Raw genomic sequence first — 20,377 nt, 5'->3', positions numbered from 1 at the left:
TAGTATAGCATAAAGCCTTTTGGGCAAATGATAAGAAAGTTCTTAATTCTTAGGCAAAACTTGGTAATTAGTCAGCCGCGCTGGTTTGATCAGCAAGTCAACCACCCGTTGCAGGTCTTTCAGCTCAATCGTCTTCAAAGCAGCAATTTCATCGGTCAATAATGCATTGTCATAGAGCCTACCGGCAAAGCGCTCGGCCACTGTTTCGGGAGAATCAAGCATTCCCACCAAACGACCAATCCAGGCCCGCTTAATCGTAGTAAAGAATTGCTGCGAACGGTCCAATTCGGCATCGGCCCGGTTCAAAATATCCTCGACCTGATTAATAAACGCGTCGCCCTGCTCGGTTGCTGTTGAAAAGCCGGCAAAGTGAAAGCCCCGCTGCATTTCTAATTGATAGCCGAAAGTATCATCGATAATTCCGGCATTATATAGTTTCAGGAAGTTCGCCGAATTTTCGTCAAACAGCAAGGCGAGCAAGAGATCCGCGCTCAAGCGGTACTTCAGCCGCTCGCGACCGCTCGTGAAGTGCTGAATTCCCCGAAGACCAACCATGACTTGCGGCCGGGTAACGGGCATTGTAACGTGCCCACTTCTAATCACATCGCGAGCTGTGGGGTCAGCTGGCGTAAATGAACGTGGCCGCTGATAATGCGCCCTAAACTGCTTTTTAGCCTGATTATCCACAATCCACGCCATCGTCTCTTGTGGATCCAGCTTGCCGACCACCAGGAGACTCATGTTGGCCGGATGATAAAAGTTGTCGTAGAGCTGGTACAGGTCGTCAGCAGTAATTTTTTGAATGGAGTTCACCGTCCCGGCAATGTCGTTTCGCATCGGGTCGTGCGGGTAGAGATTGGCCATCATCCCCATGTAGAGGCGCTCGGCTGGCTGGTCCTGGTACATCTGAATTTCTGAGGCGATAATGCCGCGCTCCTTATCGACCAATTCCGGGGTAAAGTAAGGCTCCTGCACAAAATCGAGCAGAATATCCAGACATTGGTGCAGCTTGCCCGCCGTCGAAAACAAGTAAGACGTCCGGGTAAAGTCCGTAAAAGCATTGGAATCCGCACCAAGCTTGCCGAAGAGGTCAAAGGCGTCATGGTCCTTTTTTTCAAAGAGTTTGTGTTCCAAGTAATGGGCTACCCCCGCCGGCAAGTGGACGTGCTGCCCATCTGCCAAGCAAAAATCATTATCGATGGAACCGACGTCGGCACTCATGATCGCGTAGGTTTTGTGATAACCGGCCATTGGCAAGAGCTCGACTCGCAGGCCGTTATCCAAAACCTGACTATAACGACTGATCTTTAGTTGTTCATCCACTTGCTTATTCATTCTGTTCACCGCCCAGAAAATATACTGCCTGGAGGCGCAGCAGCCTTGCTGCCTCAATAACCTCTTGTCTTGTCACTGCCTCAACTGCCGCCGGAACATCAATCAATTCCCGGTGACGGCTCATCTCGTTGACCAGGCGATGCTCAATAATATTGAGTGGTGAGTCCAGACCGATCTGATAATCATTGACTAAGGCGGCTTTGACTTCCGCCAATTGTTCATCCGTAAATCGACCTTCTTGAAGTTCAACAACCTGCTGTTTGATCAAGTCGCGCACCCGCGAATAATTTTTCGTCTGAATCCCCGTTTCAACGACAAGGTGACCACCAAAAGCCCGCACCTGACTATCAGCATAATAGGCAAGCCCTGCTTTTTCGCGAACGTTTAAAAAGAGTTTGGAATATGGTGATCCTCCCAGTAGTCCGTTCATCACCAAAGCCGCGTAATAACCTTCGTCGCGGTAATAGACGGGCAGCGAAAAAGCCGCATCGAGCTTGGCTTGACTGAGCCGCTGATGTTCTTTGCGTACTCGCAAGTGGTGGTGAAAGGGCTGATGATAGTCGGCAATGGTCGAAAGTTGTTGGCGCGCAGCTAGGGGCCAGCTCTGCAAACTCCGCTCAACCGTTGCCGTGTCGACATTGCCCAGTACAAAGATATCTACCTGATCCGAAGCCAGCATTTGCCGGTAGGCAGTCACCAGGTCCGCCGGTCTAATCTTATCCAGCAGTTCCAGTTCCCCATAGCTCGGGTGCCACATAACGCTATCTAAATCATAAAATTGCTTCTCAACCTGTTGATAGGCGTAAAATTGCTTATCATCGGTCACCGAACGAAGAATCCCCGCCAAGTTAGCACGTTGCACTTTGATGGTAGTGGGATCAAAACCGTCGTCATCTTTCAGCGGGTGAAACAATATTTCGGCGAGCAAGTCCATCACCTGGACAAACAGTGCTTCGCCCGCCTGCTGATCATTGATCATCTGTGCACGCAATCGAAAATTATGCAACTGCCCTACCCGTGCCACGTTGGCACTAAGGAAGGTTCCGTAGAGGTCATCCAACTTCCGGGCTAGTAAAGTTTGACTCGGGTACTTTTGGCAACTACTTTCTAAAATATTGGCCAATAAATGGCGAACAGTTGGGTTTGTCGCCGTTTGGGGAGTGGCAAAATTGACGACGACCGTTGTTAAACGAAATTGATCCGTCGGAATAATATGGAGATTCACCCCCTGGCGAATTGTCAAATCCATTTACTCGTTCCTCCTTTTGTTGCAATCACTAAACAGAAAGGAAGCTGAGAAAAAACGTTTCTCTCAGCCTCCTGTGAAATTTTAAATGTGTCATGTCACTTGCTGTCAGAATTAACGGCGTCCACTCAATGACCAGCGGAAAAGCCGCCCGATCGGCCAGTACAAAACAACGAAGTAGATCAAATTCAAAGCTAAAGTCGGGGCCAGGTTATATACCAAAAAGTCACCAAAATCGACATGAATAATGCCAATGGCGCTATAAGCAAAATAGTTGAGGGCTTCAAAGACCGTCAGATCAATGAAGAAAATTAAAATCATGCTTAGAAAGGTCCGATCCAACAGTTTGCCCAGCGACCGGGTCATCATGATCACCGCTGGATATAAAAACATAAACAGCCCTAAAATGCCGGCGTAATAGACGTCCGCAAGGATACCAACGATCACCGCTGCCCCCATCAAAGGTACATCAATATCTTCTTTGAAAAAGTAAGTGAAAACCAGCCAGAGCATTACCAACTGACTCGACATGGCATAGGGATACTTGAAAAACAGATCAGCACAAAGCTTAGACAGACTCCCGTCTAGAAAAAAGGCTGCTAGGAGACCAAGCGGAAAAACATATCTTAAACGCGAAAGACGATACATTAGTCACTACTCCTCTGAATCGAGCTCGGCAACCGTGACGATATTGATTTCATTAAAGTTGGTTGCCGGGGTAATATAAATCTTCTGGGCTAAGCCATAATCATCCTTGCCGACCCGGGCAACCCGACCGACATAGAGGCCCTTCGGGGTGATCCCGCCCATGCCGGACGTGACAACTTTTTCACCCTTCGAAATCTTGGCTTTGGAACTCACCTGGCCTACTTCCAGTAAATTGGTTGAGGAATTATAGCCGGTGATCACCCCATTGACACTCTTACCTGAAGCACCATCAATATGGATCGCAAAACGGTTAGCCGATTCCCCAGTGTCACTCAGCAGTTCCACCTTCGAATTGGTTTTGTTCACTTCGCTGACCCGACCGACCAAACCGGAACCAGACAAGACCGGCATGTTCTTCTTAACGCCGCTTGTCTGTCCCTTATTAATGATCAGTTGCTGCTGCCAAGTTGAAGGTGTCCGGCTCAGTACTGATGCCGTCACGGTCGAATAATCCGTCAGCGAGTGATTGAGTTTTAATTCCTGCTTTAACTGCCGATTTTCTTTGGCTAAGGTTTGGTCACGGACCTGGGTTTGGGCCAATTGCGAAACCTGCTGCTTCAATTCCCGGTTTTCCTGGTAAGTATTCATCAGCTCCGAAACTGAATCCATCCCATGCTGTAAACCGTTGGCCGGGTAGGCAACCACCCCGTCAGCGAAGCCCACCACATCATTGCCAAATTGTTGAATCAAAGGTGGGGTGTTCCGGCGATTACGCAAAGCCACCGAACCAGCCATTAATCCGAAACACACAACCAGGATGACAACGAGGATCACTAGCCGGCGGTTCGAGATAAATCTATGCATTAATATCCTCCATTTGAATAACAAGGAACGGGGCCGGCAAAACGTCTTGGTTTTGCAGACAGCCCCGCTCAACGGTGGCGCAATCCACCATTAATTACTTTTTCTTCATTACGTCAATGCTCTTCAGTGACTCACCAGTCCCGATCGCAACACAGTCCAATGGGTCCTTGGCAATAAACACTGGAACTTTCGTTGCATCAGCGATAACGGTTGGCAGATTCTTCAGTAATGCTCCGCCACCAGTCAGCACGATCCCATGATCAATCACGTCCGCCGCAATTTCAGGTGACGTGTCCTCTAAAGTACCCTTGATCGCGGTGATGATGTCATTAACTACGTCTTGAAGAGCCGTTGAAACGTCAACCGCCGAAACTTCGATCGTCTTCGGCAAGCCCGTAACCAGGTCGCGACCGCGAATTTCCGTCGTCCCCATTTCAGCAGCATCCTTTGGGGAAGCAGAACCGATATCCCACTTGAGCTTTTCCGCCGTCCGTTCACCGATCAAGAGGTTCTTTTGGTTGCGAACAAAGGCAACAATCGCATCGTTCATCTTGTCACCAGCCATCCGAATCGAACGGCTTGAAACAATTCCGCCTAAAGAGATCGTGGCAACGTCGGTCGTCCCGCCACCAATGTCAACAACCATACTCCCGGTCGGATCCATAACCGGTAAGCCAGCCCCAATTGCAGCTGCAAATGGTTCTTCGATAACGTACGCATCACGCGCGCCGGCTACCCGCGTGGCATCAATCACAGCCCGCTTTTCAACCTCAGTCACACCAGTTGGTACACAAACCATGACGTAGGGTTTGCTTGACCGCTTACCAAGCGCCTTGTTCATGTAATACTGAATCATAGCAACAGTCGTATCGTAATCGGCAATCACACCGTCCTTCATCGGCCGAATTGCGGCGATGCTTTCCGGTGTCCGTCCAATCATGTCCCGGGCCTCTGAACCCACGGCGATGATCGCATTAGTCTTGGTGTTACGAGCAACGACGGATGGTTCGCGAAGAACAATCCCTTTGCCTTCGATATAAACAATCGTATTGGCAGTGCCAAGATCAATACCAATATTAGTTGTTCCCATTCCTAGCAAAATTTTTCTTCCCTTCGTATTGAATCATTGATACTCACGTATGAAATGTTTTCACTATCGGCAACATTATACCATACGCGAGCAGCAGTTTAACAGTCACTACTATACAACAATTCAACGCCCTTCTGGAACTTTTTCTAGGCAGGCATAAGAAAAGTTTAAGATCCTTAGCAAATTTCCTCATCGACGGCCGATTCACGCCAACTATAATATTCCCCCCGCCCAATGATAAAGCAATCTAATAAGCACAGGCCCAGGAGGTCACACCCCCGATTGAGCCGGTTCATCATCCGCAAGTCTTCTTTTGACGGATTAATGTCACCGGTCGGGTGGTTGTGGACCATCACTACTCCCTTGGCGCCGGTTCGCAGAGCGTAATTAAAAATCCGGTCCGGATAGAGTTGACACTCGGCTAGACCACCCCGAAAGAGAACCCGTTTGCCGATTAATTCGTTATGGATGTCCGTCAGAGCAATAATCACTTCTTCAGCCTGACAAGCGGCCATCTCTTCGACCAGGTCATCCCCCAGCTGACTGCTTGAGTAGGCATGGCCGATCATTTGGTGGGGACAAGTCAACGCTACCTGTCCCAGACTGATTGCTGCCAATAATGGTCCCATTACTGCTTCATTTTCATCTAATAGGGCCGCTTCGTCTTCGGCACTCAAATTGCGCAGCTCAGCCGGCCCTGGACAACACGTCAGAAAGTGGTGCATCAGTTGCGACCCGTTAGCCACCCGGGCAAAGTATTCTTTAACTAACTGCCGGTAGCGGTGTTGGAAGTCCAACATGGTCGCATCATCTGGCAAAGTCAAGCAGCGTGTCCGCTTATGTTTCATTTTCAACATTATCATCCCTCCTATCCATTAAATACGGCAGAAGGTCCAAAAAGGCCGTAAATTAGTCGAAAAGATGACGGACATCTGAAATAAAGTAGAGCGAGCCGGTCACCATCAGGACATCTTCACTGCTCAATTGCCGGGCTAGTTGGGCAAAAGACACCTGCCACGGATCGACCATTTTGATCGGGTAACGACTCTTCAGTTCTTCGATTACCGCGCCAAGGTCTGCGCTCGGCCGCTTCGGCCCCGGGCCGGCAAAGTTCGTCACCGTGATGTGCACGTTCGGCAGACTGGCCAATTCACCCAGCATCAATTCGTATTGCTTGTCGGCCAAGATCGCGACCAGCAAGTAGACGTCCCGGTCGGCAAAGTCATCGCGAATCGTCTGGCAGAGGGCCTGGATGCCCGGCAAATTGTGGGCCCCGTCCAAAATCACCAGCGGCTCATCGTTGACAACTTCTAAACGACCTGGCCAACGGCTAGCCAAAAGGGCTTTGACCAGGGCCTGGCGGTCAAACGGCATCCCCCGTTCCTGACAAAAAACTTCTGCCAGGGTAATGGCCACGCCAGCATTTTGAACCTGGTAGTCACCGCCTAGTCCCAGCTGAGCCTTCACATGATGTAACCCGGGGCCATCGTAAAGGATTTGGGCCCGAAAATCATGACCATTAGTTTTGGCCACCTGGTAGTCAATGCCTGGTTGGTAAAGCTGAGCAGCTTGTTCAGCGGCCGTCTGCTTGACCACCTGCAATGCTTCTTTAGGCAGTTGCCCAATGACCATCGGCCGGCCAGCTTTGATAATTCCCGCCTTTTGCCGGGCGATGGCGGCCAAGGTGTTGCCCAACACCTTCATGTGATCGTAACCGACGGTAGTGATCGCCGTCACCACTGGATGCTCAATGACGTTTGTCGAATCAAAGAGCCCACCGATGCCGACTTCCAAGATCACCACGTCCGGTTTCTTGGCGGCAAAATAGCAAAACATGATTGCCGTGTCGATTTCAAACTCCGTCGGTCCGCCCGTCGGCAAGGTCTGGTCCAATTTGTCAACGACCTGGGCAACCCGCCGGGTGTAAGTAACGAGGTCCGCATCGCTGATCGGCTGACCATTGAGCGCAATCCGCTCGTTGAACTTGGTGATGAAGGGCGAAGTGAATGTCCCCACGGACAGCCCCTGCTCCATCAAGATCTGCCGAGTCATCGCCACGACCGATCCCTTGCCGTTCGTTCCCGTGACGTGGATGTAGGTCAGTCCTTGCTGGGGATCGTTCAGTTCTTGCAGAAAGCGGCGCATCCGCTTGAGGGTTGGAATCTTTTTAAATTTCGTCCGCCCGTGGATAAAAGCCAGGGCGTCTTCTACCGTTTGAATTTCTGTCATCATCACGCCTCCATTTGCTTCCAATTATGGCAAAGCCACTGGGCGAATGCAAAACAAAAAAAGACCGGGAAAAATATTTCTCGATCTCAATATCATCTTATAAGTGAAGCAATCCCACTAGTTTAGAATTTACTCTTATCGACACGGCGCTTGTCCAGCCACTTAACCAGGGCTAAGACCGGCAAACCGACAATCACGATTACCACAAAGAGCAGCACTCCCGGGGTGTCATTGAAGACTTCACTGATCAAAACGAAGATCCCCCCGGCCAGGGCCACAATCGGCACAAATGGGTAGAGCGGCGTCTTAAACGGCCGCACAGCCGGATCAGGGTGGCGTTTCCGCAGAATGAAGATCCCGATAAAGGCCAGCGTATAGAAAATGTAAACCGTGAACACACACAGGTCTGACAAGCGGTCCGGATCAAAGAAGCACATCATAATCGCCGCCAATATCAAAATGAACAGCTGGGCGGAAACCGGTTCGTGCGACTTCGGAGTCACATAGCCAAGGATGTGGGAAAATGGCAAGTCGTGGCGCTTGGCCATCGCATAAACGATCCGCGGGAAGGTCATAATTTTGCCGTTGAGGGTCCCCATCATCGAGATGATAATCCCGGCATCCAGCAGCTTGCCACCGATCGGTCCAAAGGCAGCTTTGGACATGTAAGAAGTCGTGTTTTCGCCGAGCCGGTGAATCGTTTCTACTGGCAAGAAGCGAAGTACCCCGTAAGTGATCAGCGTGTAGACGATCAGGACGAAGGTGATCCCCAATACGATCGCCTTGGGCAGTACCTTTTGGGGATTCTTCATTTCACCACCCAGGCTAGCAACTAAGATCCAACCATCGTAACCAAAGAGGGTCGCCAGAATCGCTACCCCGAAGTTGCCAGCATTCTGGTGTACTTCGGCAACCGTTTGTCCCAGGGCGTGCTGGTGGCCGAAGAAAACCCCGAAGATGATGATGGCCGCGATCGGAACCATCTTGGCAATAGTCGTAATAATCGCAAACCAGGCTCCGGCTTGGTTCTGCAAAATATTGATGATCGTAATGATCAGGACCGTGATAATCGCCAAAGGAACCCGCCATTGACTACCCAGGCCGAAAAAGTTGGCCATTAGGATACTCATAAAACCGGCCACCGAAGCGATAATCGCTGGTCCGTAGACAATCACCTGCATCCAGCCGGCCATGAAGCCCATCAGACGGCCATAGATGTTTTCGATATAAACATAAAGCCCCCCCGTGTACGGCATCTGGGCCCCGATTTCGGCCACCGTCAGCCCACCGGCAAGAGTGATGATCCCACCAAGAATCCAGGCTAACAGGGCCATCGTAGATGAACCAGCACTATCCAATACTGATCCTTGTTTGAAGAAGATCCCTGAACCGATCAGGGTCCCCACAACAATTGATAATGCTGATCCAAGACCGAGCGAACGTTTCAGCTCGTGGTCCTCTTGCTGTTTATCCATCATTCTCGCCCCTTTTTAATCAAATTTTAATAAAAAATCCATTTTTTAATTTAACACTAATAGCAACCCGAAGCAAGCCCTTTTTTCGCTCATTCGGTGGATAAGAAAAGCCGGCAGACTTATCCCGCCGGCTTAATTGAATGCCTTTCTCCTCGTCTACAACTCGCTAAAGTACAGCTGGGCCAACTTTTCGTAGTACTTGATCGACTGGTAGTAAACTGCCAGATCACAGTACTCGTTGGACTGGTGTGAACTTGCCGATCCCGGTCCGATCAACACCGTAGTGAAGTCGTTTTCCGCTTGCGAGAACTCGGAACCATCATTGGCCCCACCAGAGCCAACCACCTTCACAGCCTGGTCGAACATCTCATCGTGGACCTGCTGAGCCTGCTGCAGCAGCTTAGAATGTGGGTCGCCGGCCATTGGTTCTTCAGGATAGGAATACTCGATCTTCAGCTGGTGATCTGGTAATTGGTTGCACTTGGCGACCAATCCCTCTAACGCCGTATAGATTTCCTTGTTCGGGTGTTCTGGAATCGTCCGGATGTTGCCCATCACCCAAGCCTCGGAAGGAATTGAATTGACTTGATCCCCGCCGCCGATCTTCGTCACACTGGAAACCTGGTGACCGAGGACCGGGTTTTCAACGTGTTCAAACTGGTCGAGAACCCCCTCCACCTGGTTGACAAAATCGAGAAGGTTGGTAATGGCATTGATCCCCTGATCCGGGTAGGAGCTGTGCACCGACTTGCCCAGGGAAGTGACCTTGTAGTCGATAACGCCCTTCGCAGTGTAAGTCAATTCCTTCATGTCATCACCCGGCTCCGAAATCACCAGGGCGCCGAGGTCGTCGACATAGCCTTCCTTAGTCAGCTGGGCAGCCCCGTATTCACCAGTTTCTTCGCCCACCGTCAGCAGCAGCTTGACCGGTCCCGGCAACGGTGCGGTCCCGTCCAGCATTTCCAGCAGGGCGCACACGATCGCAGCAACCCCACTTTTCATGTCGGCCGCACCCCGACCATAAAGCTTGCCATCTTTGACAGTCGCCTTGAAGGGGTCCGTCTGCCAGTCCGCCAGATTCCCCGTTGCCACCGTGTCCATGTGTCCCGAGAGGCCGAAAACCGGTCCTTGGGCATCCTTAGTCGCAATCACCAGGTTATCACGGCCCGGGGCGAAGGTAACACGCGAAACGTCCACTCGGTCCTTGTATGGTTCGAACAAAGTGGCAATATAGTCTGCGACATCTGCTTCGTGGTCATTGACGGATTTGATATCGATAATATGCTTGAAGATCTCTAATTGTTTTGCTTGATCCATAATGAGCCTACTTTCCGTATTTGTGCTGGAGCTGGATGGCCTTGTTATACATCTTTGTCAAATTGCCGCTCTTCTTTTGCTGGTCGATCACCTTGTTGACCTCTTTCAACAGGGCCTTGTCGTTTTTCCGGACGATGACCCGGTCGGCCGTGTATTTAGCCGGCGTGTAGATCTTCACCTTGGCCAAAGCGTAAGTGTTCGGGTACTTGTGAACGTAGCCCTTGGCGGTGTCCCCGTTGCACATCATCGCTTGAATAGTCCCGTTTTTGACTTCGGTAGCCATCGCGTTGTTCGAGCTTTCAACCACCAACTTTGAATCCTTCAGCTTTGACTTTACCAGTGCTTCCTGGTTTGAACCCTGTTGGGCCCCGACGGACTTACCCTTCAACGAAGCCTTGGTCGTGTACTTATTGAGGTTGCTCTTCTTGATCAAAAGCACGTTGTTTGTTCCCTTGTCTTTGTCGTTGTGGTAGGGCTTGGAGAAAGCGACCGCCTTAGCCCGCGATGGAGTGTAGGTCATCCCTGCTAGGACCACATCAACCTTGTTATTCTTCAGTTCACTGATCAACGATGGGAAGGCAATGTTGACCACTTTGACCTTCACTCCCATGTCCTTAGCGATTTTATTAGCCAGCATCATGTCGAAGCCGACATATTTAGTTTTGCCATTCTGGGTAATCGGAAATTCCATCGGGGCAAAGTCGGCCGACGTTCCAACCACCAGGGTCTTCTTGTCCTTGATCCGTTGTACGCTTTGGTCAGCAGCACTGTACTTCTTCCCACAGCCCGCCAAACCAAATGAGATCGTCAGGAGTGCTGCCGCCCCGACCAATGCTAATTTTTTCAGCTTTTGCCACTTCATAATTATTCCTCCCGCTGAATTAATTTTTATTCAATCATCATGAGCTAAATCCTCATGTATCAGCTGATTATTGCTTTCATCCGTCATAATGGATGCATATATTCATTTGATGTTCCCTATCATAATGCATATTATTGCATTTGACAAGCGAAATACCAATTTTATTCGAAATTTATGAATAATCAACCGTGCTATAATGAAAATACCCTTGGCAGGAGTGGCTCAACGCCACTTAAAAAGGAGGACGCATTTTGGCGTCCTCCTTTTTTGCTAATTCAGTTAAATCCTAATCTTTAACTTTCAGTACTAGGGCCTGGTATGGCTTCAGGTACAGCACGTTGTCACTTTCTTCAAGATCGTCGTAGTTGTTCAAAGCAAGCTCGAGCTGGTCGAATTGCTTGTCGATCGTTGCCAGGTCGTAACGAACCTTTTCCTTAGCAAAGGAAGTGATAACCAGGTAAGTGGCCTTGTCATCAGAACGTTGGTAAGCAAAGATGCTGGAGTCATCGGCCGACAAAAGTTTGAAGTCGCCTTCGATCAAGGTAGCCGTGTTATTGCGCAGCTTCAACAATTTCTTGTAGTAAGCCAGGATTGAGTCCGGATCCTTCTCCGCTTCGGCAGCATTAATCTGCTTGTAGTTGGCATTGACCGTCATCCACGGCTTGCCGGTCGTGAAGCCAGCTTCCTTGCTGTCGTCCCACTGGAATGGTGTCCGCCCATTGTCCCGGGACTTGCGCTGAATGATATCCAAGGCCTCTTCCTTGGAAACGCCCCAGTCCAGCATATGGTTGTAGATCTGGTGAGAGTCAAGGTCGTGGTAATCGTCAATACTCTTAAAGTTGACGTTGGTCATCCCGATTTCGTCACCTTCAAAGATGTACGGTGTTCCCTTTTGCAGGATGTACATCGTAGCAAGCATCTTGGCTGATTCCTTGCGGAAGTGCTTGTCGTCGCCAAAACGGGAAACCAGCCGCGGTTGGTCGTGGTTGCCGAGGTAAAGGGCATTCCAGGCCATCCCCTTCTGCCATTTAGCCAGGGTATCACGCAGGTCGCTCATCTTGAAGCGAACGTTGGAGTATTGGCCAAAGCGCCCAGAGTCAACATCCATGTGTTCAAACTGGAAGACCATTGACAGTTCGTCTGGCCGGATGTACTTGGTGGCTTCCTCAACGGTCGTGTTCGAAGTTTCCCCGACGGTCAGCATGTCGTACTTGGAGAAGACTTCCTTGTTCATCTCCCGCAGGTATTCGTGCAGATGCGGCCCGTTGGATACGCAAGCGAAGACGTTGCCATAGTCACTGCCGGCAGCTTTCGGCAGATCGACAAACGGCCGCCGTTTGGACAGGGAGTTCAGTGAGTCGAGCCGGAAGCCGTCGACCCCTTTCTTGGCCCAGAAAATCATGCAGTCGTAAACCGCCTTGCGTACTTCCGGGTTATCCCAGTTCAGGTCGACTTGCTGCTTGGCAAACATGTGCAGGTAATACTGCTTCCGTTCCGGAACGTATTCCCAGGCTGAGCCACCGAAGACCCCGCCCATGTTAGTCGGGGCACTGCCATCCGGCTTGGGGTCTTCCCAGATGTAGTAATCAGCGTATTTGCCAGTCCGCGACTTCTTTGATTCTTGGAACCACTTGCATTGATCAGAGGTGTGATTAACCACCATGTCCATCAGCAGGTGCATGTGCCGATCGTGGACATCCTTTAAAAGCTGGTCGAAGTCATCCATCGTCCCGTAAATCGGGTTGATCGCCTTGTAGTCAGCCACGTCATAGCCGTTATCGACCATCGGTGATTCGTAAATTGGCGTCAGCCAAAGGGTGTTCACCCCGAGGCTTTGCAAGTAGTCAAGGCGGGACATAATGCCTTTCAGATCACCAATCCCGTCACCGTTGCTGTCTTGAAAACTTTGCGGATAGATCTGGTAAACAACTGCTTTTTTCCACCAATCACTCATTTTATCTTCCTCGTTTCTTATAAGATGACCTGCGCTCGAAAGCGCTTTTCTTAATTGACGATTATAGTATAAGAAACTTTTTCGTATTGTGCAACCGTTTCCACGACAGCCAACACATAAATATAATTTTTTTACTGATTTGTGACCGTTTGGCAACCGTTTGCACAACGGCGATTGCCCATAAAAAACCTTAAATTATATTTATTTAATAATAAAAAGCTACCATAGCCCACCGAGGCACTGGTAGCTTTTTCTTAATTTTTAAAGGAGTGAATAGGAGCTGGCAAGGTCCCGCCGCGGTTAATCATCGCGGCCGGCGAACCATCACCGACGTTCATCACGGGGGCATGGCCAAGCAAACCGCCAAATTCAACGGTGTCGCCGACCTGCTTACCTGGTACCGGGATTACCCGAACGGCCGTCGTTTTAGCGTTGATCATCCCGATCGCCGCTTCATCAGCCATCATCCCACTGATCGTCGCGGCACTGGTATCGCCTGGCACCGCAATCATGTCCAACCCAACTGAACAAACGGCCGTCATTGCTTCGAGTTTATCAAAGTGCAACTGATCATTTTCGACGGCGCGAATCATCCCCGCATCTTCGGAGACCGGAATAAAGGCCCCGGACAACCCGCCGACGTGACTGCAGGCCATAATACCACCCTTTTTGACGGCATCATTGAGCATTGCCAAAGCCGCCGTGGTCCCGTGGGTCCCGACCGTTGACAAGCCGATTTCTTCCAGTACATCCGCGACCGAATCACCAGCGGCTGCCGTTGGTGCCAAGGAGAGGTCAACAATCCCAAAGCGAGTATGCAAACGCTTGGCGGCTTCACTGCCGATCAACTGACCGAGCCGGGTAATCTTAAAAGCCGTCTGCTTGATTGTTTCGGCTACGACATCGATTGACTGTCCTTTCACCTTTTCGAGGGCGGCCTTTACCACGCCAGGGCCCGATACACCGCAATTAATCACCGTATCCGCTTCGCCGACACCGAGAAAGCCCCCCGCCATAAAGGGGTTGTCATCGACGGCATTGCAGAAAGTCACCAACTTCGCGTTACACATATAATCTAACTTGCTGGCGGCAAGCACAATTTCCCCCATCTGTTTGATGGCGTCCATATTAATGCCGGCCTTCGTCGAGCCGACGTTGACCGAAGCGCACACCAAGTCAGTTTCATTTAGCGCTTGAGGTAAAGAATGGATCAACACCTGATCACCACTGCCGTAACCCTTTTGAACGAGGGCAGAAAAACCACCGATAAAGTCTACCCCGACTTCATGAGCTGCCCGATCGAGGGTCCGGGCATATTTCACGTAATCATGGTCGCCAGAAGCAGCGGCGATCATCGCGATCGGCGTCACCTCCACCCGCTTATTCGCGATCTTGATCCCGTATTCCGCTTCCAATTCCTCCCCAACTTGGACGAGGTGCCGGGCCTTGCTCGTAATTTTATCGTAGATTTTTTGACAGGCGCGATCACTGTCACTGTCGGCACAATCAAAGAGAGAAATGCCCATGGTAATTGTCCGCAGGTCCAGTTGTTCATCATTAATCATCCGTAAAGTTTCGCGAATCTTTGCCGTTTCCATCAGGGCTCAGCCTCCTATAGTTGGTGCATAGCGTTATAAAGAGCCTCGTTGCGGACGTTAATATCCACTCCCAGCTTTTGGCCCAGTGCATCGAGCTGACCGACCAGTTGGTTGAAATCTGGTTGGTTCGTCAATTCTACCAGCATCATCATCGTGAAATTGCCATCCATAATTGTTTGGGAAATATCCAGAATGTTGATATCTTTGCTTGCTAGAAAACCACTGACACCGGCGACAATCCCGGGTTTGTCCTTGCCAATCGTCGTTAAAATTGCTTTCATAATGCCCTCCTTCATAAAACCAACTGCGATAAATGTTATCAATAATATACCATGCTTCCCTCCTCAAAATCACTATATTCTCCCGCTCACCATTAACCAAGCTGTATACTAGAGAGTGGTTTGTTTAGAGGAGGATCAATCCAATGCACCAAACAGAAAGTAATCCATCATGGTTTCATGAAACTTACGACGGTGAAGACCGTGACGATGAATGTCGCAACGAACTCAGTATTATTCCCGACCAACATGAGCATCAATTAAACGTCCTATTGACCAATGATGACCGTGAAGGCCACCAATATACCAATACTTTTGCTTTTCAGCACCGCGACGTGGAAAAACTAGCAGCATTTCTCAATGACTGGTTAAAGGAAAACTAGAAAGGAGTTTGGCGGTCCACGAAGCGACCGCCCTGTTAATTATGAAATATCGTTTGCAATCTATCTTGTTTGTTTTTGTTGCTTTTATGCTCGGCTGTAACGAATACATGATTGTCGGTGTCCTCCCTGATATTTCCAGGGAAATTCACGCTTCACTATCGGCACTAGGGTTATTAGTAACTGTTTTTGCCTTAGTCTACGCCATTTCAACCCCGCTTATCACTTCCCTGGCCAATCACTGGCGGCGCCACCATGTCCTGTTAACGTTAATGGTGATCTTCTTTATCGGCAATACCTGGACCGCCCTGTCACACAGCTTTCTTTCCCTGCTCTTATCCCGGATCTTAACTTCCACCGTTGCCGGAGCCATTATTTCCCTCGTTTTAGTAATGGCTAACTATGTCGCTCCCCGCAATAAGCGGGCCAGCCTGCTTTCCTGGGTCTTTGCTGGCTTCAGCATCGCGTCGGTCATTGGGATTCCCATCGGAACCGTGATTTCAACCACCTTTTCCTGGCATGACAGTTTCTGGATGATCACCGTTCTGACGATTTTCGTCTTCCTGGCCTTGATCTGGCTGGTGCCCCGCGACACGCCCCAAGTCAAAAGTTCCTTTACTAAACAGTTCACCCTCTTCAAGGACAGCCGAATCATCATCGGCGTGATCTTCATCGTCACGGTCTGCGCGGCGGATTACAGTATTTACACCTATATCCGGCCACTGATTACCAACGTGATGGGCTTTGACAACACCTGGCTCAACTGGTTGCTCTTCGCCCAAGGGATCGTCTTCATCATCGGCAACAAGTTCGGGGGCTTTGTCGCCGACCACGGCGGAATTAACTCCCTGCCGATCATTTATATTTTCATGACGATTCTCTACCTTGCCCTGGTCCCAATGCTGCATTTCCGCTGGCTGGCGGTTATCATCATCGCCCTGCTCTGCGTTTCCTTCTCTTGTTACGGGGCTTCCACGCAGCTGATGTTCCTCGACATTGCGGAACACAAGTACCCTCAATCGATCGACCTCGCCTCGTCGTTCAACTCGATCTTTGCGAACATCGGGATTTCGCTCGGTTCACTGAGTGCTTCTATGACGGTTAAATTTACCAGCATCGCCAATCTCGGTTTTGTCGGGGCCGCTTACGGGCTCCTCACAACCATCCTGATCATCGTGCTCAGTCGTCACTACCGCAGCGCCAACTAAAGTATAAGCCATTAAAAAAGCCAGCACCGTCGAGTGCTGGCTTTTTGTTTAATCTGCTAACCGGGCTAAGGCGTGGTCGAGAGCCCGCTTATCCGACGCGGTGGCTAATGTAGCTGGCTTAGCGTATTTCTGAGCGTGACGCTGGGCCAGTTCCGTCGTCTTCTTATCAATGCCGTCTTGGCAAATAACCACCAGATCAGCCTGACGAATGGCCGCCTTTAACTTACTGGACGTGACGTTTTGGACCCGGGAAGCATCAAGCCGGTAATAAATTCCGTGGTGGTCGTCAACGGCCGCCTTCAATTCATCATTACGGTCGGGCTTGGCGCTGATCACCAGGGTCTTGCGTTGCTTGAGGTCAAAGTCATCATCGATCACCACCGGCGACGGCTTGCTTGGGGCCGCCGGTTTAGCTTTAGCAGCTTTGCTCTCCTGCTTCTTCCCGCTACTCTGCTTAGCAGATGAGGCAGCAGCAGTTTCTTCATAGACCCAACGAATGGTGCCAGACTTAGCATCCCGCAGAGCGTTGCCGTGGTCATAGTAAGCGTAGTCGACCTCCATCCCCGGTTTCAGGTTGCGGTTGGGATAGTGCTTAGGATTGATCAGAATATTAGCCCCCAATTCCCGATCAAGAATGCTGTCGCCATCACGGGTACTCTCGATCTGCAGCATCTTCGTCCCGTTGACCGCCTTGAGGATGGCGTGATGGATGACGTTGATCGACTGAACCTGCCGCGGCAAATGATCGTCGGTGATCTCCTTGATCTTTGGCAGTTCATTGCTGCTGTGAGGAGCAGCTGTCGCCACAACATCCCCATCATTCAGCTCAAAGGGGAGCTCATGCAGAATACTTTCTGGATAGTACTGGTGGTCGATCATCGCTCCACTGAGCTTGCGGTGGACGATGTAGTGGTGCTGAGCCGCTAGCTCGGCTTCGGTCAGTGGAACCGCCTGGCTGGCATAGTCGCTGGCCGATTGCAAATGGTGTCGCGTCTCCCGGTTCATCTCATCCAATGACTCTGTTGAATGCTGGTCAGCAGCATTGGAGAGGGAGCGGTCTAAGAGAGCGGCAAAATCTCCCCGGACACTGTTCGGCATCGCTTCACTCTTTTCGTGATCAGACTCATTGCTTTCCTTCACCGGGACTGTTGAATCTACTGCCTGCGAGTCACGGCGCTGGCGCATCCGGAAACGATGGCTGCGGTGTTCGTGGCCGCCGACAGCCCGCCCATCATGGTGGGCATTGTGAAAGTCGTGACGGCGACTGTTGTGGGTTGACAGTGGCGTCTCCTCTCGTTCATCAAATGGTTGCAACTGATTTAAGAGACGCAGGATCGTCGTTAAGCTGCGCTGAGTTTGACTCAGGCTAGCCGGATCGCTAGTCGTATGCCGGAGAATTTCCAGTAATTCATGCCGGTAATCATACATGTCGATCATCCTTTCTGTTGAAAATATACACACTCGTTATTAATTGTACCAGTTATTAGAGAGTGTCTATATCAAAAAGCCGGAATAAATCAAAAAAAGACCAGGATCAACCTGATCTTTTCGTCGATTATAATTTCAACATGTTGCGCAAGGCCATCCCAAAGGTCTTCGGTTTCTTCCGCGATTTAACCTTGTGCTCACGAATCCGGTCGCCATTGACGAGGTCCCGGGCATTTTGGTCAAACTCGGCGGCCTTTTCCTTGCCGTACTCCCGCAAGAGCTGCTGATAGGCTTCACCAAGGTGGTTGCCCCGCGGGCCGTCACTGGCGTCGTGCGCATCCGAGCCAAAGAAATAGGCCATCCCGCTGTCAATCAGCTGCCGGCAGGCCGCCCGAGCTTCATCACCATAATAACCGGTGTATGCCGACGCTGACAGCATGATCTTACAGCCGTAATTGGCCCACTTCGTCAGCAACTCCCTTTTTTCCATCAAGTGCGGATTACGTTCGGGGTGGCAAAGGACCGGTGTAATCCCGGCGTTAAAGAGTTCCCCCATCACCTGGTCCGCATCAACGGCGACCGCTTTATCGCTCATTTCCACTAGGAGATAGTGCTTGCCGTCGTCCGCATACAGCAGCGCTTGGTCGCGCAACTTAGTGCTAAGTGTCTCATTCAAACGGTTGACGGAGGCAGGCCAGAGCTTCATGTCAATGTTCTGCTGAGCCAGCACCTTCTTCAGCCCATCACTGACCATCTTGATGCCCTGGTTACTGAAGGAAAAACGATTATCGCCAGCATGGGGAGTCGCTAACAGGGCCGTAACGCCCTGACTGGCGGCCTGTTTGACCATCTCGACCGATTGATCTAGATCCGCCGGCCCGTCATCGATGAGCGGCAAAATATGATTGAGCAGATCCACCGTCACTAATGATCACCCCTCTTTAATAAACGTGTTGCAAAACGTTGCGCCATTCTTCTACCAGGTGGCTTTCGTTATAGCCTTGGGCCGTCTGCAAAGCGCCTTGCGATAGCTGCTGGTACTTCTCATCGTCATTCAGCAACGCCATCGCAGCTTCGGCCAGGCTGTGCGGGTTGCGGGCCTTGACCAGCACGCCGTTTTGCCCATCGCGAACTAAGTTGTCCGCCAGGAAAGGAACATTGTAGGCCACCACCGGCACCCCAGCGGCCATCGCTTCGAGCAGGTTCATTCCGAAGGCTTCGCTGTCAGTCGGGTTGACAAAGAGGCTCACGTCCTTAAAGAAGTCCTCATCAAAAGGAGCGTAAGGCTTAAAGCTGACTTTGCTCTCGAGAGCGAGCTGCTTTACCAAGTCCTTGAGCTTCTTTTCCTCGTCCTGGTTTTCAAAGTAGCCCTGCAACTTCAGGCGGAGGGCCGGACTATGCTTGGCCATGGTGTTGAAGGCCCGCACGAGGTCACCAGTCTTCTTGGTGCTGCCCAGCATCCCCCGGTATGCAATAATTGGCAGGATTTGCTGCTTTTGATGTTCTTGGACCGTCACTTTGACGCAAGAATCAACGGCCGTGACAAACTTTGTGTCCGGCAGATTGCCAGCAAAACGGTCCGCAAAGGTCTGCCGTTCTTCATCAGTTGGAAAGACGATTTGGTCGAAGTGAACCGGGAACTGCTGGTGCGGATCAAACAGCGTCTCCTGCAAAGGTCGCAGGGCCGACTTGACAGCGTGACGTGGGTTTTGCACCGGAATGTCATGGACCACGGCGATCCGGGAAAGTGGGTTCTGGACCGACATTACAAACTGGTCCATGATGCGGCGGTCGGAAATGAAGTTGCCCTTTTGCTGGCGGTTGAGTTCATTCAGGAAGAAACCAAACAGCGCGTCTTCATTGTCAAACATCCAGTTACGGCCATGGTAATCCAACAATTTCCACATCGTCGGCCGGACCTGCCCCTGGATATTCATGTGCGTGACCACCAACGCCGTCGAGCCGTCCCGCCGCAGGAAACGCGAGGTGCCAACCGACCCGTCCAGGTGGTAGCTATCCAAGCGGCTCGGGAACCCCCGGGAGTCCCAGTGTTCCGTAACCACGACGTGCCCCAGGCGGTCAAAGTAGTCAATGCTTCCCACCTTGGTGACCTGGCTCGGCATAAAGTTGATGGTTCCCTTGCGGTTGCCATAGTAGTCAAACTTGGCCTTGTTATTATCGATCCCCTTCAAGTGGTAGGTCTCAAAGGGAAACGATGGCAGGTAGTGAACGTTAAGCGGGCGATTGTCCTCGTCCACCGTGCCCTGGAAGTAATCGTACATGTTGATGACACTGTGCGGGTCAATGTGGTGACTGGCTAGGTTCATCGACAGGGTACTGGAGTAGTCCTTTAAAACCAGCTTAGTGGGAATTCCGTGCCGGTTGAAAGCTGCCAAACGCTCAAATGCCGAGAATTCGGGACCGTTGTTAAAGGTAAAAACGTTGTTGCTAACTAAGTAATTCAC

The 20,377-nt window shown here is 50.8% G+C and carries 18 protein-coding genes; 2 read left to right on the top strand and 16 right to left on the bottom strand.

Annotated elements, in window-relative coordinates:
* Positions 1-42: 42 nt before the first annotated feature.
* From yfmH to QOR82_RS01745, 13 genes are all read right to left on the bottom strand, one after another.
* Positions 43-1,335, bottom strand: coding sequence for an EF-P 5-aminopentanol modification-associated protein YfmH (gene yfmH, locus QOR82_RS01805; RefSeq protein WP_283583059.1), 1,293 nt, complete (start codon positions 1,333-1,335; stop codon positions 43-45).
* Positions 1,328-2,584, bottom strand: a complete 1,257-nt coding sequence (yfmF, locus tag QOR82_RS01800; protein ID WP_283583058.1) for an EF-P 5-aminopentanol modification-associated protein YfmF — start codon at positions 2,582-2,584, stop codon at positions 1,328-1,330. Before yfmF ends, yfmH begins: the two co-directional genes overlap by 8 nt.
* 111 nt (positions 2,585-2,695) lie before the next feature.
* Positions 2,696-3,229, bottom strand: a complete 534-nt coding sequence (gene mreD, locus QOR82_RS01795; RefSeq protein WP_283583057.1) for a rod shape-determining protein MreD — start codon at positions 3,227-3,229, stop codon at positions 2,696-2,698.
* 6 nt (positions 3,230-3,235) lie between these two features.
* Complete coding sequence (gene mreC, locus QOR82_RS01790) at positions 3,236-4,093, bottom strand: rod shape-determining protein MreC (RefSeq protein WP_283583056.1); 858 nt, start codon at positions 4,091-4,093, stop codon at positions 3,236-3,238.
* Positions 4,094-4,187: 94 nt separating this feature from the next.
* Positions 4,188-5,192, bottom strand: a complete 1,005-nt coding sequence (locus QOR82_RS01785) for a rod shape-determining protein (protein ID WP_283583055.1) — start codon at positions 5,190-5,192, stop codon at positions 4,188-4,190.
* A 167-nt stretch (positions 5,193-5,359) separates the two neighbouring features.
* On the bottom strand, positions 5,360-6,040 hold the full coding sequence (locus QOR82_RS01780; RefSeq protein WP_283583054.1) for a JAB domain-containing protein: 681 nt from the start codon (positions 6,038-6,040) through the stop codon (positions 5,360-5,362).
* 52 nt (positions 6,041-6,092) lie between these two features.
* Entirely contained in the window at positions 6,093-7,412 is a 1,320-nt protein-coding gene (locus tag QOR82_RS01775) for a bifunctional folylpolyglutamate synthase/dihydrofolate synthase (protein WP_283583092.1), read from the bottom strand.
* A gap of 122 nt (positions 7,413-7,534) precedes the next feature.
* Positions 7,535-8,890 carry an APC family permease gene (locus QOR82_RS01770; RefSeq protein ID WP_283583053.1) on the bottom strand — a complete coding sequence of 452 codons (1,356 nt, stop codon included), beginning with the start codon at positions 8,888-8,890 and terminating at the stop codon, positions 7,535-7,537.
* A 153-nt stretch (positions 8,891-9,043) separates the two neighbouring features.
* Positions 9,044-10,204 (bottom strand): ArgE/DapE family deacylase, encoded by a 1,161-nt coding sequence (locus QOR82_RS01765; RefSeq protein ID WP_283583052.1) that lies wholly within the window; start codon positions 10,202-10,204, stop codon positions 9,044-9,046.
* A 7-nt stretch (positions 10,205-10,211) separates the two neighbouring features.
* Complete coding sequence (locus tag QOR82_RS01760; RefSeq protein WP_283583051.1) at positions 10,212-11,066, bottom strand: transporter substrate-binding domain-containing protein; 855 nt, start codon at positions 11,064-11,066, stop codon at positions 10,212-10,214.
* Between the two features lie 286 nt (positions 11,067-11,352).
* Positions 11,353-13,020: a glycoside hydrolase family 13 protein gene (locus tag QOR82_RS01755; RefSeq protein WP_283583050.1), complete on the bottom strand. Its 1,668-nt coding sequence runs from the start codon at positions 13,018-13,020 to the stop codon at positions 11,353-11,355.
* Between the two features lie 254 nt (positions 13,021-13,274).
* On the bottom strand, positions 13,275-14,618 hold the full coding sequence (locus tag QOR82_RS01750) for a PFL family protein (RefSeq protein WP_283583049.1): 1,344 nt from the start codon (positions 14,616-14,618) through the stop codon (positions 13,275-13,277).
* A gap of 14 nt (positions 14,619-14,632) precedes the next feature.
* A complete protein-coding gene (locus QOR82_RS01745; RefSeq protein ID WP_283583048.1) occupies positions 14,633-14,899 on the bottom strand; it encodes an ACT domain-containing protein in 267 nt (88 codons plus the stop codon).
* A 143-nt stretch (positions 14,900-15,042) separates the two neighbouring features.
* On the opposite strand from QOR82_RS01745, the gene QOR82_RS01740 reads away from it, so the two are divergent.
* Entirely contained in the window at positions 15,043-15,279 is a 237-nt protein-coding gene (locus QOR82_RS01740) for a hypothetical protein (protein ID WP_283583047.1), read from the top strand.
* 41 nt (positions 15,280-15,320) lie between these two features.
* Positions 15,321-16,484, top strand: a complete 1,164-nt coding sequence (locus QOR82_RS01735; RefSeq protein ID WP_283583091.1) for an MFS transporter — start codon at positions 15,321-15,323, stop codon at positions 16,482-16,484.
* A gap of 48 nt (positions 16,485-16,532) precedes the next feature.
* Here QOR82_RS01735 and QOR82_RS01730 read toward each other — a convergent pair whose 3' ends face one another.
* The 3 genes from QOR82_RS01730 to QOR82_RS01720 all read right to left on the bottom strand — a co-directional run bounded on the left by QOR82_RS01730 (position 16,533) and on the right by QOR82_RS01720 (position 20,377).
* Positions 16,533-17,912: a hypothetical protein gene (locus tag QOR82_RS01730; protein WP_283583046.1), complete on the bottom strand. Its 1,380-nt coding sequence runs from the start codon at positions 17,910-17,912 to the stop codon at positions 16,533-16,535.
* Between the two features lie 127 nt (positions 17,913-18,039).
* On the bottom strand, positions 18,040-18,837 hold the full coding sequence (locus QOR82_RS01725; RefSeq protein WP_283583045.1) for a tyrosine-protein phosphatase: 798 nt from the start codon (positions 18,835-18,837) through the stop codon (positions 18,040-18,042).
* A gap of 16 nt (positions 18,838-18,853) precedes the next feature.
* Positions 18,854-20,377, bottom strand: a complete 1,524-nt coding sequence (locus QOR82_RS01720; RefSeq protein ID WP_283583044.1) for a glycosyltransferase — start codon at positions 20,375-20,377, stop codon at positions 18,854-18,856.

This window comes from Limosilactobacillus difficilis, from assembly GCF_947387495.1.
Lineage (GTDB): Bacteria > Bacillota > Bacilli > Lactobacillales > Lactobacillaceae > Limosilactobacillus > Limosilactobacillus difficilis.
The sequence above is the reverse complement of the archived record's forward strand: the minus strand, read 5'-3'. Positions and strand labels throughout refer to the sequence as shown.